Source organism: Oribacterium sp. FC2011 (genome assembly GCF_000701645.1).
Classification (GTDB): domain Bacteria; phylum Bacillota; class Clostridia; order Lachnospirales; family Lachnospiraceae; genus Oribacterium.
The window spans coordinates 65,090-81,554 of sequence record NZ_JNJM01000010.1 but is presented as its reverse complement, the minus strand read 5'-3'; the positions used below and the strand labels follow the sequence as shown (position 1 = coordinate 81,554).

The following is a 16,465-nucleotide window of genomic DNA, read 5'->3' as shown; positions in this document are numbered from 1 at the left end:
GGTCATTCTTGTTTTTAATCTCGTTCACTGCTTCTTCTTTTTTCTTTCTTTACTTTTCGGCTTGCTTTTCTGTTAACTGTTACTTTTTGTCCAAAGAAATACAGACTTACTGCATAAAGCGCTACCGGCATAAACGCATACACGTTATGAAATAATCCGAAGAAGATCGGCATTGCCAATATTAAGCCAAAGATACCGTGATAGGCTTTCACTATCCCACTTACGATATCGCCACAGCCGGTCTCTTCCTTTTCTCTTGTTACTTCTGCCATTCCGGCAATAAGTGTTTTGATTGAAAACACCGTCATTACCGATCCTAAAAATAAATTTTGCATGTTTTCTCCTGTTTACTTTACCTGAAGCTGAAGATTGTTTTTGGTTTTATTAACGATCTCTACGAGTCGGTTTAATGGTTTTTCTTCGCCACACTTTGTTTCCACCGGCTTAAATACATCTTTGTCAAGAATTTCAAAATCCTCAATTAATTCTTTTCGTGGGAATGTCTGGGTTGAATGTTCTATAGTCTTTTTTGAATCGGATGCCTCAGTGGACTTAGGAGATTCAATACAATCGATCATTTCATCTAAATTTTGCACCAATGTCCTGTTCTTTTCGTTCTCATTAGTTCTAAGTTGGTCATTCTTTCTTTTTTTAGATGCAGAGGAAATCTTCTCTATCAATCCCTCCGGATCCTCTTTAATGTACTCTTCGTTAGAGTAGAAAATACCGTTGGCCTGAGGAGATGCAGGAGAAAGATAATGGATTCCCATGCAATCGAACAGATAGAGCTTCCCATCCAGTTCGTAGAACACCTTTCCGTCGTGCTCGTATTTTGTATTGATAATAGTCTGAGTGGTCATTTCGTACCTCCATAGTTGTTTCTAAAAATATTATGAGAGGGGATATCTCAGATAACCATGATTTTTGGGTGATAATAATGCAATTTTTTTTAGCCCCAAAATTTTCTTGTGGCGGTAACCGCCATACGCATATTTGCACTTTAAAATGCAATTGCAGTTTGATTTTTATTGGATGTTGAATAAAGTCGGATTTATACTCAAAATGGGTCCTTTTATAACCACCCGTTTTTACCGCATAAGGCTTATATATCAATGGTTAAAGGGCATTTTTTGGTGACTAGATATTGCAAAATGATATTTGAGCAGTATTAAGTCATCAAAAAGCCATATGTATCATAGAGAAGAACCATTGTGTAGGCTTATCTTCTGACCAGGCTCTAGGAAAACGCCAGGCGGCATATTAGCGTTTTGAAGTGCTATAGCAGTTAGAGCAAGGTGATTGATTATTAGCGTAGGATTTTTATCAAAAATATAGCTGAATACTGTTATTCCATTTTGCCGAATGATCCTTATATGGCAAAGTTTTGTGGAGTATTAACCGGTAACTGGGTGTTATATTAACCGTGTTCGAGAAACATCTAGTCATCAAAAAAAGCCGATAGAGCCTTGCATATTAATGGTCTGTAGGTATTTTTCGGTGACTAGAAATGTGAATGTTGTTTCAGCGAAATCTAGTCATCAAAAAACGCCATTAGCTCCTTATATTTCAACGGTCTGTAGGTGTTTCTCGGTGACTAGAAATGTGAATGTTGTTTCAGCGAAATCTAGTCATCAAAAAACGCCAACAAAGCCTTATATATCAACGGTCTGTAGGTATTTTTCGGTGACTAGAAATGTAGAATGTTGTTTTAACATTATCTAGTCATCAAAAAACGCCGTTGGAGCCTTATGTATCAATGGTCTGTGGGTATTTTTCGGTGACTAGAAATATGAATGTTGTTTTAACATTATCTAGTCATCAAAAAACGCCATTAGAGCCTTATATATCAACGGTCTGTAGATATTTTTCGGTGACTAGATATTTTTAATGACGATAAACTAGTAATATCCTATATAATATTGCTGCCGAAACCCTGCACATCAAGGTAAAGGACACTTTCTTTATTGGGCGATTAAATTAATCCCAATAAAAAAATGCCTGCAGAAAATCCGCAAACACTTTTCAAAATCCATATTTTCTATGATGAAATCAGGGATTCACGATCCAATCAATCCTTGTCGGAGTCTATCACATCTGCATCCAGAAGCTTCTTCCAAGCTTCATCTATATCCTTATACTCCATATGGGTTTCAGGGTTCACATCCTGCATGATGAAAGCAGAAATATCAACATCGGCATCTGCTGTGAAGTACTTTCCATCTATTGCTGTAAAATCGTTAACTACAAATGTGTCGAACAAAGTTGAAGTTTCATTCAGCTTTTCATCTTCGTGATCTGTTCCTTCAAGGGTTCCCATGAATCCGAAATAGTAGACAGACTTCTTTTCTATGGAATCACTCTTATCGGCTTTCATTAGTTTAAAATCACCTACTTCATCACCAACAGAAATGTCGTTTAGGGATGTTCCATTCTTCATGAGACGCATTGCTTCATACGCTCCATTCTTGCCGCCGATAGTACCTTTCAACAATGGTACTTCAACTTTCACGAAAACTAATGAATCGTATGCAACGTTGGTTCTTATAGCAGGATCTTTTGTCTTTTCAGCCCCTGGGTCAAGTGCCATAAGGTAATCGGGATCACCTTCTCCATCGTCGCTGGAACCCTCTTCTCCATCCGGTCCATAAAGAATTTTATCAAGTTCATCCTCGATGATTGTTGCTGCATCATTGTCATTGGATTTTCCGGCAACTACTGAGAAGATGTTCTCTGTTGTGGATGTTATTCCTCTGTATCCGGCCATTGCGCCTGTCATAGTGCATAAACCCATTATTGATATACCACCTATGATACCTAATTTCTTTATAAGCTTCATATACAATCTCCTTTTCGGTGTTATAGTGCTTTTTTGCTAACAAAACAATTATGGGGAAGGTTTTGAGCTTATTAGTATTTTTTAGAAAAATTCAAATAAAAAATGAGCCTCATTTTGAAGCCCAATTTCATCACCTTTTCACTTATGTTTTACGGAGCGAGATTATCCATGTCATCAGCTATATCATAAAACATATCCTGGTCTATATACCTGTTTCCTTCGTCATTCTGACCGTAATCCCATTGATCTAAATTTTCTTCGAGGTTTGAAGCAGGAGATACGTCTTCATACTCAAGAACATTATAGTCATTGTCGTTAAGACTTTTTTCTATCTCTTGTTCCCTTATCCCGATATTTGCCAGGCATTCCTCAAAGAACACGGATTCGTTTCCATCAAGCGATACGGAATAAGGTACGTGTTCATCTCCCATTTCATCAAAATAAGAAAGGGATAATACTCCGTCCTTGGATATCTGGAGAAAACAGCCAACGTCTTTTGCGTGTTCTTCTAATTCTTTAATTTTGGGAAGAATATCCTTAAAGTCTCTGTTGAGCATTCGGTCTACTGTATGAGAAACATCATCAAGTTCTTCCCTCAGCTTATTTGTGTCTTCGGGTGTATAGAGATCACCTTCTATATGAGTATCATTTGCATCGTATACGAAGTTTTGATGATAGTTCCCTTCGCTGTCGAGGGTTCTGTCGCTTGTCACGAGATTTAACTGTAGCTTGTGTGCAAGTCTCATGCAGTCATCTCTCACCGTTGTCTTTCTAAGGTTCTTTTCTTCAATCTCCCATTCCCTCAGATTTGTATATTTTATAGGTGTTTCGTTATTCTTCATAGCTTCCCTGTAGTCTGTTTCGTATTCTTCCAAAATAAGTTCTTTGAATTTTTCTGGTTCAGCTATCCGATACTTCTCTATGAGGTCCTTTGCATCTGTCTGAGATATCCCAAGCTGGACCATTCGGACATATTCCATCTTCCGTATGGTATTAAGAATATCCCTATAGGCTGTATCGAACATTTTCTTCTGTTCTTTAAATTCCTTTTTAAGATCTTCCGGTATAGCCGGAGCCAGTGATAAATCGATACCCAATGTGGTTTTGAGAAATTCATTCACTAATCTTAGAAAAGGATTTCTTATTCTATGAGTCGATTGTGCGTCTCGGTATTTCTCTATTTCCTTTTGGAGCTCAAGTTGTCTATCTAGCGATGTCTGTATCTTTTCACTGCTCTGTATTGCGTGAAATATATCATTGTAAGATAGTTCCACATTCTGTACTTTTGCCATTATTTCTTTTTTCCTTTTTAGAATGTTGTATTTTAGATTCATTCTAATTATGCACGGAGATTTTGGTTTATTAGTAAAAAAAGGTCAGGTTTCTGACCTGACCTTTTTGAGTATATTCTGTTTTCTTTTTATAAGCTTTTTCTTGTAAGCAGCTCTTGGCTCGCCATCTTTCCTGTATAAGTCTAATATACTTATTTGACCTTCACAGCTGTAGTTACGAAGAACAGCAAAATTGTCCTTAATATCTTTAGCGGTATCCATTATACTTCCTCCGGATTCCTTTTCCTTTTTCAATATAATTATGGTTAGGGATCATCTAAATAGACTCCCGTTTCGTTCTTAAGCTAATTTTTTTGAGTTTTTACGCCACTTGCCGGGGGATTCACCGTAACGTTCTTTGAACTTACGGGTAAACCAGCTTCTGCTCTGGAACCCACAGCTTTGCGCTATCTCATCGGATGTAAGATCAGATGATAAAAGCATATTTGCTGCCTGTTCCAGTTTCATTTCAAGCATCTTCTTTGAGAAGGTCACACCTGTGATCATCTTAAATCGGAAGCTTAGATAGTCAGGATTGTACCCATATTTTTCAGCAACTTCGGCAAGTGTGCATTCATTATAATGATCTCCCATATATTTCATGAGCTTTCCAAAACGGTTTTGGGAAACCATAGTGCTGTTCGGAACGATCAATGAATTTTCTCTCGCACGGTCAAGTTCCGTCACTATTGCAACCATCAGAAGATGTGTCATTTTCTCATGATGTGAATCGCTTAGCTTTAGTTCCTGTTCCAATGCATTAAAGGCAATTAAGACATTCTGGTCGTTCTGGCAGGAGAAATATAAATACTCACTGTTACCGGATTCATCGTGTATAAAGTCGTAAATAATACGGCAGTCTGCGGTCTGGGACACAAACAGTCCGTCAAAAAATTCACGTCGGATTGAAAGCACACTAAGACTTGATCCGGCATCGCAATTCCATCTTATATTTTCCCGGCTCAGGATCAGATCGCCCCTACTCATAGTGAACCTTCGGCCTGCAAATGTCAGGGATGTCCTTCGCTCTGCACGCAAAATGGTGAAGTAATCCGTCACTCCGTCTTCTATTAAATTCAAAGTAATAGTTTTCATGCCCATATCTTATCACATAATTATATAAAAAGCTAAGATTTGAGAACTTTTTAAACAAGATACGGCCATTGTTAAAGTAATCACAAATCAGTAAGCTAGTTTTATCAATTAAACATTCCAGAGAGGGATAAAGACATGAGAAAGAATAATTGGAAACTCCAAAGTCTTGGAGGATTAGTTGCCTTGTCACTTGCGTGCAGTTCGCTTTCCGCATGCTCAGCAACTTCGATACCTCCTGTAAACACTGAAACTACTGCAACAGCCACAGTACAGGCTACGTCCGAAGCAGCTTCTGAGGTAGCAACAGAGGTTCAAGCATCTGAAGGAACTTCTGCATCATCAACCGAAATCACGGATGGAACTTACAGTGCTGTAGGCACGGGCTTCAGTAACGGTGAAGTACCTGTAACCATTACTGTCGAAGGCGGAAAGATCACAAATGTTGATATTGATGCTTCAACACAGACAGATGGTTACGGAAAGACAGCTGCAGACGAACTTGCAAAGGAAGTTGTTGATGGTCAGACATATGATATTGATGTTGTGTCCGGAGCTACAATGACACGTAATGCTGTTTCTGAGGCAGTAAAGAGTGCAATGACAGAAGCCGGATTTGATGTAGATTCATTAGCTAAAAAAACTGAATCCGGTGAAACAGAAACTGTTGATACAGATGTACTTGTAATCGGAATGGGTGCTTCAGGTTCTATGGCTGCATTAAAGGCTGCTGAATCCGGTGCTCATGTATTGGGTGTTGAAGCTACAGAAACCCTTGGAGGCATGGGTAATGCTGCACAGGGTATGTTTGCAGTTGGATCTGTTGAACAGAAGGACCGATATGGTGAAAACGGTGAGGAAACAGATGAAGAATACTGGTTCAACCACCTCATGCAGAGTACCGACTATCTTGGCAATGGAGCTCTCATCAGCCGTTTTGTTTCAGAGGCAAAGAATACAGTCAGCTATATGCTGAATCATGGTGTTGGATTCTTCCTTTCAAAGCAGGCACAGCAGATTGCTCATCTTGACCAGGAAGTTGTTTACCACAGATGGAACAATGCTGATCCATTCAAATATATTGGTGAATCCCTTGAAAGAAGCGGCGTTGAGATCCGTTACGGCACAACAGCAACTGAGCTTATAGTAGATGGTGAGGGTGCTGTAACAGGTGCAAAGTGTACAACAAGTGACGGCGGTACACTGATTGTTAACGCAAAGTCCGTTATCATGTCTACCGGATCATTCGCCAACAATCCGGAACTGATGAAGGAAACCCTCGGCGAAGAGCTTTACAATAATTCTATGGTATTGGCCGGATCAAAACTTCCCGGACTTGAGATGATGTGGGATATCGGTGCTGCTAAGGGTGAGCTTCTTACTATGAACCACGGTGTTGTAACACTTAATGCAGGTGATGAGATTGTTTCTCAGCTGACATTAAACAGTCCGATTCTCTGGGTAAACGGTCGTGGCAAGCGTTTCATGGATGAAGATCTTCTTAAGGATACTGTTGAATTCTCCTCTGCAGTAGCCGCACAGGGCGGCATTGCATATACAATCGTAGATCAGACTACTGTTGACCGTTGGACAGACGAATCTCAGGAAAACACAGGCACATGGGTTCATTACTGGGATCGTTACGGCATCATTGATGAGAATGGAGATCCTACTATTTACCATGCTCCTATCTCAAAGGAAGACTGGACTACAGGTTTTGAGCTTCTTACAGAAGCAGGAGAAGGCGGAGTATTTGATACAATAGCTGACGCTGCAGCGTTCATCGGCTGCGATTCAAGTGATCTTGAAGCAACCATCGCAAAGTACAATACCGCGGTTGAAACAGGTGAAGATACAGAATTCTACAAGGATAAAGAGTCTCTCGTTTATACTGTATCAGAAGGTCCTTACTATGTAACAAAGGGTCATTCAGGAATCCTTGGCGCATTAGGCGGTGTTAACACAGATGAGAACCTCAATGTTCTTAATGAACAGAATAAGACAATCAAGAACCTCTATGCAACAGGTAACAACGTATCCGGCATCTCAATCGCTGCATACCAGAATGTTGAAGGTGTCGGTCTTGGCTTCTCTCTTACATCCGGAAGACTTGCCGGCGCTGCGGCTGCTGAAAATGCAGGTTACACAACAACAGAGGATACAACCGAGTTGACTGAAACAGGTAAAGAAACCATGAAAACCGCAACAGAGCGCGGTATGGACGGAAACCTGGAACATTAAGAATACCGTCATAGAATAAGCTAGAATACAAAGACTGTGAAGAATGATTTCTCATTTTTCACAGTCTTTCTTTGTTTACCTTCAATTAATTATTAAAAATGATAGTCATTTCTGAAGCTGCTTTGCTATGATTGCGCGATCTTTGCCCTTAATCTCAAGAGCATTCAATGCATCTTCAAGACTACACTTCATATTCTTCATCATAAGCTTGATGTTGTTTATTGTTGTCTGCTCGGCTCTTTCATCTGCAACCTTATCAGCTAACTTTGTAAATGATTCACACATAGCATCACGTCCTTCCTCTGTTTCTTTGAAATGCCTGACTCCATCAGCAAGAGGCTTAAAATAAATGTTATCAGCTTTCTTGCAGTTAAAGTCATGTGCCAGTTTACCAAAATCATCCTTGCCACGATATTTACCGTTCACGTAAATAATATGGGCACCATCATCGAATGCCTCCCCTGTTTCTCTAACAGTCTTGTCTACATGATATATAGGCCTATTTGCCTTAAACTTATCATGCTGGCAAATGAAGATAACATAAGTATCTCTGATGGATTTGAACTCCTGTTTTTTCTTTAAAAGCCTTGAATCAATCATGCTCTGATGATATCTTGCCCTCTTTATATGTGAGCCTTTTGTATTCCTCTGAACTTCAACATCAAACTGAACACCTTTATCATCAACTGCAACTATATCAAGCCTAATATTTCTGCCACCAGGATATGCACTTTTAAGCTCCACCTGTCCCTTTACACGTATAACTTTGATGTCATCCCTTTCAAGGACTATTTTCAAAAGCAATTCAGCAGCTTCAATGTTTCCATCGAAGACCTTGCTCATCAAATCATCGTCAAATAGAGTTAAATCATCTATCGCCTTTTCAAGTTCGGCATTTATCTGAGCGCTAAGCTCAGTTCTTGAGATTTCTGTGTCTTTTTCTTTCTTCCCCATACACACTCCTTCAGGCTAATAATATCACTCTACCACAAGCCTTACAATTAGCAAAAAGGCGATTTAATGCAATCTTTATAAGTGGTTTTTGAGGTCGCAAATTGCGACCTCAAAAACCAGATCACCTATCAGCCTGTTGGCTTTTCCTTGACGATATCCGTTCACACCAATTACGATGTTACCACCTGGTCATCTTCCGCCTTCCGCTTCTTTTCTATATCTATAGTTATCGCTCTCATCCTGCCACGTATCTCACATTCTTCAGAACGCTCTATGTGCTTTAAAAGTACTTCGCTAGGCAGTTCCGCTGCTATTTTCTGGGTAGCCTTATAGAGATTCGGGTATAGTACAATCTCATCAATGTACTTGTTTCGTCCGCTCTGTTCTGAACCAAAGAGGTCTCCGGACTTTCTTAGATACTTCAAATCTCTTTCAGCTATTTCAAAGCCATCGTCTGTTTCAAGTAGCGTTTTTATATTCTCGTTTTCAGTATCTTTAGACACCAGTACACAGAAAGACAGCTTATCTCCTCTTCCGACACGGCCCCGTAACTGATGCATCTGAGACAAACCGAAGCGCTCTGCATTCATTATGAGAATAAGGGTTGCGTTTGGAACATCAACACCTACTTCGATAACAGTTGTTGAAACAAGAATATCGACCTTTCCATCATGGAAATCATTAAGTATTGCATCGGTCTCCTCGTTAGAAGTAACACCGGTCATCTCCTCTACTCTGTAATCAGGAAACATTTCCCGAAGCTTTTTCGTTGCCTTTTCGGTAGAGAGCACTCCTTCTGTTGTGGAGCCCTTTTTACCGTCTACTATCATGGGACATACAACATACACCTGTTGATGAAGGTCCAGTATCTGTTGGATGTATTTCTTTAAGTGTATACCGCTGTCATAAAGCGTCTTTACACCTTTCCTGTTTCCGGGCTTTTCCTTCACGCTGAATATCTTAGTGGTGTCCCCATATATAGCTGTTGCAAGGGTTCTTGGAATAGGCGTTGCAGACATACCGATATAGTCAATGGATTTAACAGCTTCACGCTGTTCCACTCCAAAACGGTGCTCCTCATCTACAATGGAAAGCCCTAACCGTTTTAAACGAAGGCGGTCTGACATGATGGAATGTGTTCCTACTATCAGTTTACAGTTACCATTTGCTATCTCTCTAAGCATCTCGTCTGTTTCGGACCCCTTCTTATTAAGAGTGTCTGAAACGATAAGGGAAACGCTCATGCCTGTGCCTTCTATCAGACTGCAAAGCTTATCATAGTGCTGTTTTGCAAGTATCTTTGTAGGGGCAAGGAGAACAGCCTGAAAGCCGTTTTCCGCAGCAAGGAGCATTGCGAGGAACGAGATTATGGTCTTTCCACATCCAACATCACCCTGTACAAGCGCATTGACATAATTCCCCTGCATCATTTCATATTTTATTGATTCATAGGCACTTCTCTGTCCGTTTGTCAGTTCATATGGAAGTGATGCTATTATCTTTTCTGTAAGCTCGCACTTTGTGATCTTGATTCCTCCTGATGGAGTATCTCGCTTCTCCAGTTCCATCCTTCCCGCAAAATTTAGGATGTCATTGAAGAGAAGACGTTTCCTTCCTTCTACAGCTTCTTTCATTGTTGAAGGGAAAAGAGCCTTTCTCACCGCCTCATTTATCTCATCAAGATTTAATCTTGATAACAATTCTTCCGGAAGAGTATCTTCCTCACGATCCTTTAGTTTTTCTTCAAGGAACGCCCTCATTTTTTCTTCGGATATACCTTTGATTGAGCTTAGAACCGTTTTTACCACCATATTCTTCTCGACATCCATTGTGAATGTATCAGGTGATACTATTGAAAAGCCCTTGTCTCCGAATTGCGGATTATAAGAGAGCTCGCCGCCTATAAGCACATCACACTGAAGAGTCATCCAGTAAGAGTACAGTTTCTCCACTCTTTTTGTTGCGAAGAAGTTCATAACACCAACATGGTAACCGGTCTTTTTATCAATAACCGTGCATCTTAGCCATGCGGCTCCCTTACTGCTTGTGCCGGTCTTTACATCGATTATTCTTCCAATTATGGTCACATGGCAGCCGTTAAGCTCCTGTGAAACTCCGGTCTCCACGGTATTATCCATATAATGGAGAGGCAGAAGTCTATGGTAGTGGTATTTATTTGTGATATGGTTCTTTTCTAATGTATTTAACTGGGCTTTCGTTAATTCCCAGGGAAATGTCTTTTTGGCCATGAAGAAATTCCTCCTATAGTACTACTACAATTATGGTAGATAATTATTAGGAGATTTGGTTGCTGATAGAATTTTCAGAAATGATAATTAAATAGACCTTTACAGAGACTATTATTTTGCATCAAGTTCCCAGAGTTTTGCATAGAGAACCCTTAGCTGACCGGAGTTATCCCGTACTTCTGACGGAGTAAGATTGTTGTGAACAGAATGGAAATTAAGAAGTCGGTTGACCTGCTGAATACCTGTGATTATATCCTGTCTTTTTCCTGACTGGTCTAATGTAATAAATGTATTCTGTGATTTGTTTTTGAATCTTTTTGCTTGTTTTTTCTTATAGTCTTTCATCTTGTTTTTTTCCGTATCCAAGTTGATTTGCTTACTCTTTATTAAAACACAAACTATGTTCATGACGCAATATAGTGTCTTTGTAAAAAAGACCGGTCCAGGCTATGATGATCAGCCTGTCCGGTCATATTCATTATGCAGTTTTCTTTTTAAAGAACTGAACTATATTCGAGCATATTATAATACGCTCCTTCAGTTCTTTTTCCAACTCTTCGTAAATACCCCCGTCAAAATATTGCGGTCCCATGAGATCATAGATCATAGAAGCTCTTGGGGCATCCATGGAGCCGTAGTAGGCAAGAAGTTTCTGATATTCTTCAAGCATTTCTCTTGCCCGATCTTCTATCAAAGAGTAATAATCTCTCTTTGAGCGGGAGTATAGCTCATACATCGATAGATGTAGAGGTGAACCGTTAGATGGCGAAAGCATAAGTGCTCTTTGCTCCTCCGGTTTCAATGTAAGCTTCGGGTAATCCGGAGCTTTCCCGTCCAGAAGATAAAGCTGCACTCCACCCATTGCTTCGGCAATAATTTCGTACCCGCGTCCTTTAGGTACTTTGCAGAATTCACATACCATCTCTATGATATTGTGAGATCCACATCCGGCAAAACACATTATGCTTTTCGGATGTACCACGCAGTTAGACGGGTGATGGTCTTTCTTTCCCTGAACACGCTCGTGAAACGGACAATACGTCCAGTACGTGCTGTCCATTGCTTCGTATGACAGGGAACTTATGTCAAGATTTTCCACAGGTCTGCCGTTAGCAAAAAGCTTCATTCCGATATGGAATGCAACTATCCTTGCATCGGCATCCTGCATCAATCTTTTTATGTCAAGATGCATAATTCACTCCTCCTTCCTTATGTAATTTATTCACATTAATTATGGTCGGTGTTATTTGAAATAAGAGACATTATAAGAATTAATTGTTAACTTTGATGAAATTAGGGTAAAATCATTGCAATAAGGACAGAGCCAATTTATAATTCCACTTGTGTTTCACAAACTTTTGTATACATTTTAATTTTTTGAAATATACTGATAGAAAAAGAAAAGCGATCATAATTAATATAAAGAGTGGTACGTGCAATATACTTATTAATGCACTTTTGCATAGGTAATGGGGAGGTTCTATGGTATCTGTAACGGTAGATAACAAAAAAAGCGATGAGCAGGGTAAGTCTACATGCAGCGTTCAGGTGTCATCAAAGACAACACTTTTCGAGCTGTCATCAGAAATAGCACAGTCATGTGACGGATTACTTGAACAGTATTATAAGATCCTTATGGCACAGGAACAGAAGGGAAAAATCGAACCCGGTAAGAGCGACGAGCTTTTTGATGCTGTCTTTGACCATGTAGCAGAAACCCAGTCTAAAATGAGAGAGGCCATGAGAAGAAAGCGTTCAACAGTAGCTGTACAGGAAGTCAATCCTGTAAGAAAACTTGGATAATAAATTCTCAAAAAACAAAAATCATCCGTATCCGTATTAATGGATACAGATGATTTTTTTATGAAGCACTGGCGGTGTCCAAGTACGATTACAACCTAAATAAGCGAGAAAGCCCACGGTTTTAACCGTGGGATGAGAGCGTATTAAACCAAAGATGATATTTTCAGCCAAAATACTGAAGATATCGTCTTTTTTATTTGACTCATGTGTATATTATATGCTATATTATACACATGAAGAATGAGTATAAACATACAAGAACTACTGTATCATTGATAAACTATCATCTTGTGTTCTGCCCAAGATACCGTAGGAAGATTTTTAATATTCCCGGTGTCGAAGAGCGATTCAAAGAACTGACTTCAGTTGAATGCCAGACGCACAATATAGATATCCTTGCCATGGAATGTCATATAGACCACGTCCACATGTTTGTGAGTGTATATCCTCAACAAAGTATCCCTGATATTGTAAAACAAATCAAAGGCGCTACATCACATAAGCTGCGTGAAGAATTCTCGCAGCTAAAAAATATGCCGTCTTTATGGACACGTTCATATTTTGTCAGCACAGCAGGTAATGTCAGCTCTGAAACTATAGAATGGTATATCAATACACAAAAAACGAGGGATTAGATGCACGTACTTAGACTGAGTCTTGCGACAACCGAATATGATGAACAGGTACTTGCAGACCGCTATTTTATGATATCCCATATCCATAACGTCGTAGTCAAGCATGCAAAGAAACTGCTCAGACAGCTTGACTACAACAGGGAATATCAGGCCTCAAAGGATGAATATACGGCACTTCTCAAAGAAAAGAAGGCTGCTGAGAGCAGCCACTCCAGATTCCCAAAAGAGAAATCTAATCGGATGAAGGAGCTTTCTGGTGTCATGTACAGCATTCGGCAGGAAATCGGGTTTTGCAAGGCAGGTCTTGAGTCCTATATCAAGATCTGTGGCAGGAAGTACAAAAAGCATATCTCCTCACAGCAGGTGCAGAAGGAAGCTGACCGTGTATGGGACGGTGTGGAGAAGGTATTGTTCGGTAACGGAGAAGAGCTTCATTTCAAGAAATACCGGGACTTTGACACCATCTGTGGCAAGTCTGCTACTAACGGGATCAAGTTCGACAAGGAATCGTTTAGTATCGAGTGGAACGGACTACATATAAGGTGCAGGCTCCCTCGCAAACACAAGGATGTTGAAGCAGGAATGCCATACATCATGGAATCTATCGATCATAAGGTTTCCTACTGTGAGATAAAAAGACGAATGTTTCCCAATGGCTGGCACTACTATCTGAATGTATACCTTGAAGGGGATGCTCCGAGAAAACTAAAGACAGTTGGCGATGCAGATAATCGGACAGGACTTGACCTCGGAACATCGACAGCCGCTACAGTATCGGACAACATGGCGACATTGGAAGAGCTTGCTCCTAAATGTTATGAGTTCAACAGAAAGATACGTAACGTGTCAAGGCACATGGATCGGTCAAAACGTGCTTCTAACCCCAATAAATACAAGCCTGACGGTACCATCGACAGAACGAATAAGGATAAGTGGGTGCTCTCAAAGACCTATCTCAAATCTCGTGACAAGCTCAAATCATTGTACCGGCAAAAATCCGAATATATTAACCAGTCACACAGACAGTACATCAACAGACTGATAACTGACTCGATAAACTTCATCACGGAAAATATGAACTTTAGTGCCCTTCAAAAGCGATCGAAGAAGAAGGCTGAGCGTTCGGACAAGGTCTCTGTTGTGGCAAAGAAGGACGGTACTGAACAATCCATCCGTAAGTTCAAAAGAAAGAAACGTTATGGTTCATCTATGAACAACCGCTCACCATCAAGATTCCTTGTACTGCTGGAACAAAAGGTAAAGTTATATGGTGGTGCATTGTATAAGGTGGACACATGGAACTTCAGAGCGAGCCAGTACGACCACACAACGGACACAAACACCAAAATCAATATTAGCGACAGGTTTAAATCGATAGACGGACATGAGGTACAGAGGGACTTATATAGCGGGTTCCTGTTAAAGAACAGCAATGGAAATCTGAATCACCCTAACAGAGAGAAATGTATATATGAATTCGACAGCTTCATTAAGCTGCACGATGAGTTGATAAGTAATATGAAGGCTGATGGTAAGAGCATGAAGGCGTGCTTCGGTTTTTGAGCATAAAAATACTGCCCGGAATACCGGACAGTATTGTACAGCTACTAATATTTTTTTAATGGTCCAGACGTAGACCATCCTTTTGGAAAGTAGGTACACGCGTATCGAATTCTCGGGTAAACACTGAAATAACCGGTCATATCCTGCCCTATATGGTCAGGTGGAATCGGGTGAATCTAAGTGAGAATCCCACGGATTTATCCGTGGGAGTACGTCAAGATACTACTTATACAACTGTTCAAGTTCTATATGTTTTATCTCATCGGTCTCTTCTGCGGCAAATCCTGCCCTTGAAAAGAATACATATTTATAGCAATTAAGGTCAGTGCTCTTAATCTGGCTGATCTCTTCATCTATGACTTCTTTAGATGTCTTCCTTTTCCTGAATTTCACTTCATAAAAAACATACCCGATCTCATCCTGTGTAACGACATCAAATTCCCCGTTAGTGCGTGTCTTTGGATCATCATAATAATACTTTCCAATTTTCTCGATAACAGGTTCGATATTTCCAAGTCTGTTCTGTCTTATAAGATACTGTCTGCAGATTTCTTCAAACTTGTGTGGCACATACTTTTCCTCAAAATCCTTATCAATGTATTTGTCATAAAATACATCCGGATCCATGATCTTAAGCTGAGACAAATGCTTGAAAATATACCTGAAATAGAAAAGCGATAGGTTGTCACAAATATAATATCCCGCTTTTTTCTTGTTTTCTTCATCGTTGATAGGAGCTTTCTTTTCGACCACTTCCATCTTCATAAGTTTCTCAAGAACATCTACCAGCGTAGGTCCACTTGATACATGAGACTGAGAAAGAATATCGCTGTACTTTGAGAACCCTCTGGCAAGTGCTGCGAACACTTCATTTGCATTGACTATTTTTGAAATCTCTGCGTTTAGATACATAGAAACCTCATTTTCCAAACGTGCTCCCGGTGATGCGATTAGGTCTATGATGTTTTCCTTCACGGTTTTCTTATCATCAACAAGTCTATTGAAGTATGGAATCCCTCCGAATACTGAGTATATTCTGACCTTGTCTTCTAAAGACATGTTTGGGTAGAACAACGATGATTCATAATAATCCATCTGTTTAAGATCTATGACCAGATCTATTCTGCCGAACAAGGGATTAGAGTGCTCCAAAAGAGACTTCATTATGTCTACATAGGAACCGAGAATTATGAGCTTTAGCCTTGATGTTTCCCGATATTTATCCACAAGCGACTGAAGTATGCTATCAAGTCCTTTTATGTTTTCCCTGAGGTAAGGATACTCATCCAATACGAATACAATTTTTTCTTCCCTTGCAAGGTTAAAAACGTAGTCCATCAATTCATCAAATGATGTATATCCCAATTTGGGTAATCCTTGTTCTTCCGAGATCACCTCACAAATACTCTGCACATTACTTGCTTCTGTCACCTGCTTGCACTCGTAGTAAATACTTTTAATACCTGAGTATTTAATCGCCTGTTTTACAAGCTCGCTCTTTCCCACTCTTCGCCTTCCATATATGAGTGTCATCCTCATGTCATCAGAAGACATTTCTTTATGTAGTTTATCTAACTGCTGTGTTCTTCCATAGAAATTCATTTTACTCGGTTCCTTTCGACTCGGTTGCTTCCGAACTATAATAATTATATGAAAGGTAAGTTCTTTTGTAAAGTTTTATTCGGTATGTTCCGACTCGGTCGTAGCCGAATAATCAGTGCCAATATTTATTTTAAGATAATTCAAGCTTTAATAAGTACT

The 16,465-nt window shown here is 39.8% G+C and carries 15 protein-coding genes; 4 read left to right on the top strand and 11 right to left on the bottom strand.

Annotated elements, in window-relative coordinates; genetic code table 11:
• Positions 1 to 14: 14 nt before the first annotated feature.
• From T357_RS0109665 to T357_RS0109640, 6 genes are all read right to left on the bottom strand, one after another.
• Positions 15 to 335 carry a hypothetical protein gene (locus T357_RS0109665; protein ID WP_031551625.1) on the bottom strand — a complete coding sequence of 107 codons (321 nt, stop codon included), beginning with the start codon at positions 333 to 335 and terminating at the stop codon, positions 15 to 17.
• Between the two features lie 12 nt (positions 336 to 347).
• A complete protein-coding gene (locus T357_RS0109660; RefSeq protein ID WP_031551622.1) occupies positions 348 to 860 on the bottom strand; it encodes a hypothetical protein in 513 nt (170 codons plus the stop codon).
• Positions 861 to 2,068: 1,208 nt separating this feature from the next.
• Positions 2,069 to 2,836, bottom strand: a complete 768-nt coding sequence (locus T357_RS0109655; RefSeq protein WP_031551619.1) for a hypothetical protein — start codon at positions 2,834 to 2,836, stop codon at positions 2,069 to 2,071.
• A gap of 149 nt (positions 2,837 to 2,985) precedes the next feature.
• The gene (locus T357_RS0109650) at positions 2,986 to 4,128 is read right to left on the bottom strand and encodes a hypothetical protein (protein WP_031551616.1); all 1,143 of its coding nucleotides are present in this window, start codon (positions 4,126 to 4,128) and stop codon (positions 2,986 to 2,988) included.
• Between the two features lie 84 nt (positions 4,129 to 4,212).
• A complete protein-coding gene (locus T357_RS21175) occupies positions 4,213 to 4,389 on the bottom strand; it encodes a hypothetical protein (protein WP_155991359.1) in 177 nt (58 codons plus the stop codon).
• Between the two features lie 78 nt (positions 4,390 to 4,467).
• Complete coding sequence (locus T357_RS0109640; RefSeq protein WP_197027328.1) at positions 4,468 to 5,247, bottom strand: helix-turn-helix domain-containing protein; 780 nt, start codon at positions 5,245 to 5,247, stop codon at positions 4,468 to 4,470.
• A gap of 150 nt (positions 5,248 to 5,397) precedes the next feature.
• Between T357_RS0109640 and T357_RS0109635 the strand changes: the two genes are divergently transcribed.
• The gene (locus T357_RS0109635) at positions 5,398 to 7,500 is read left to right on the top strand and encodes an FAD-dependent oxidoreductase (protein WP_031551611.1); all 2,103 of its coding nucleotides are present in this window, start codon (positions 5,398 to 5,400) and stop codon (positions 7,498 to 7,500) included.
• Positions 7,501 to 7,605: 105 nt separating this feature from the next.
• Here the strand turns inward: T357_RS0109635 and T357_RS19185 are convergent, their stop codons facing one another.
• The 4 genes from T357_RS19185 to T357_RS0109615 form a co-directional block, all read right to left on the bottom strand.
• Positions 7,606 to 8,454, bottom strand: coding sequence for a PD-(D/E)XK nuclease family transposase (locus tag T357_RS19185; RefSeq protein ID WP_031551608.1), 849 nt, complete (start codon positions 8,452 to 8,454; stop codon positions 7,606 to 7,608).
• Positions 8,455 to 8,624: 170 nt separating this feature from the next.
• Positions 8,625 to 10,703, bottom strand: a complete 2,079-nt coding sequence (locus T357_RS0109625) for an ATP-dependent DNA helicase RecG (RefSeq protein ID WP_031551605.1) — start codon at positions 10,701 to 10,703, stop codon at positions 8,625 to 8,627.
• A 111-nt stretch (positions 10,704 to 10,814) separates the two neighbouring features.
• A complete protein-coding gene (locus tag T357_RS0109620) occupies positions 10,815 to 11,048 on the bottom strand; it encodes a hypothetical protein (protein WP_031551602.1) in 234 nt (77 codons plus the stop codon).
• A gap of 133 nt (positions 11,049 to 11,181) precedes the next feature.
• A complete protein-coding gene (locus T357_RS0109615; RefSeq protein ID WP_031551600.1) occupies positions 11,182 to 11,895 on the bottom strand; it encodes a hypothetical protein in 714 nt (237 codons plus the stop codon).
• Between the two features lie 290 nt (positions 11,896 to 12,185).
• Here T357_RS0109615 and T357_RS0109610 point away from each other — a divergent pair, with 290 nt between their 5' ends.
• The 3 genes from T357_RS0109610 (at position 12,186) to T357_RS0109605 (ending at position 14,704) form a co-directional block, all read left to right on the top strand.
• Positions 12,186 to 12,506 carry a hypothetical protein gene (locus T357_RS0109610; protein ID WP_031551598.1) on the top strand — a complete coding sequence of 107 codons (321 nt, stop codon included), beginning with the start codon at positions 12,186 to 12,188 and terminating at the stop codon, positions 12,504 to 12,506.
• 233 nt (positions 12,507 to 12,739) lie between these two features.
• A complete protein-coding gene (tnpA, locus tag T357_RS20850) occupies positions 12,740 to 13,141 on the top strand; it encodes an IS200/IS605 family transposase (RefSeq protein WP_081828118.1) in 402 nt (133 codons plus the stop codon).
• Positions 13,142 to 14,704, top strand: coding sequence for a hypothetical protein (locus tag T357_RS0109605; protein ID WP_031551597.1), 1,563 nt, complete (start codon positions 13,142 to 13,144; stop codon positions 14,702 to 14,704).
• 222 nt (positions 14,705 to 14,926) lie between these two features.
• Here the strand turns inward: T357_RS0109605 and T357_RS0109600 are convergent, their stop codons facing one another.
• Positions 14,927 to 16,306 (bottom strand): ATP-binding protein, encoded by a 1,380-nt coding sequence (locus tag T357_RS0109600; protein WP_031551596.1) that lies wholly within the window; start codon positions 16,304 to 16,306, stop codon positions 14,927 to 14,929.
• Positions 16,307 to 16,465 lie beyond the last annotated feature (159 nt).

Bases quoted from the DNA above. Each gene is read 5' to 3' on its own strand.
- tnpA (WP_081828118.1), top strand. From the start codon at position 12,740: ATGAAGAATGAGTATAAACATACAAGAACTACTGTATCATTGATAAAC.
- T357_RS0109610 (WP_031551598.1), top strand. From the start codon at position 12,186: ATGGTATCTGTAACGGTAGATAACAAAAAAAGCGATGAGCAGGGTAAG.
- T357_RS19185 (WP_031551608.1), bottom strand. From the start codon at position 8,454: ATGGGGAAGAAAGAAAAAGACACAGAAATCTCAAGAACTGAGCTTAGC.
- T357_RS0109660 (WP_031551622.1), bottom strand. From the start codon at position 860: ATGACCACTCAGACTATTATCAATACAAAATACGAGCACGACGGAAAG.
- T357_RS0109600 (WP_031551596.1), bottom strand. From the start codon at position 16,306: ATGAATTTCTATGGAAGAACACAGCAGTTAGATAAACTACATAAAGAA.
- T357_RS0109655 (WP_031551619.1), bottom strand. From the start codon at position 2,836: ATGAAGCTTATAAAGAAATTAGGTATCATAGGTGGTATATCAATAATG.
- T357_RS0109615 (WP_031551600.1), bottom strand. From the start codon at position 11,895: ATGCATCTTGACATAAAAAGATTGATGCAGGATGCCGATGCAAGGATA.
- T357_RS0109625 (WP_031551605.1), bottom strand. From the start codon at position 10,703: ATGGCCAAAAAGACATTTCCCTGGGAATTAACGAAAGCCCAGTTAAAT.
- T357_RS0109605 (WP_031551597.1), top strand. From the start codon at position 13,142: ATGCACGTACTTAGACTGAGTCTTGCGACAACCGAATATGATGAACAG.
- T357_RS0109620 (WP_031551602.1), bottom strand. From the start codon at position 11,048: ATGAAAGACTATAAGAAAAAACAAGCAAAAAGATTCAAAAACAAATCA.
- T357_RS21175 (WP_155991359.1), bottom strand. From the start codon at position 4,389: ATGGATACCGCTAAAGATATTAAGGACAATTTTGCTGTTCTTCGTAAC.
- T357_RS0109650 (WP_031551616.1), bottom strand. From the start codon at position 4,128: ATGGCAAAAGTACAGAATGTGGAACTATCTTACAATGATATATTTCAC.
- T357_RS0109665 (WP_031551625.1), bottom strand. From the start codon at position 335: ATGCAAAATTTATTTTTAGGATCGGTAATGACGGTGTTTTCAATCAAA.
- T357_RS0109635 (WP_031551611.1), top strand. From the start codon at position 5,398: ATGAGAAAGAATAATTGGAAACTCCAAAGTCTTGGAGGATTAGTTGCC.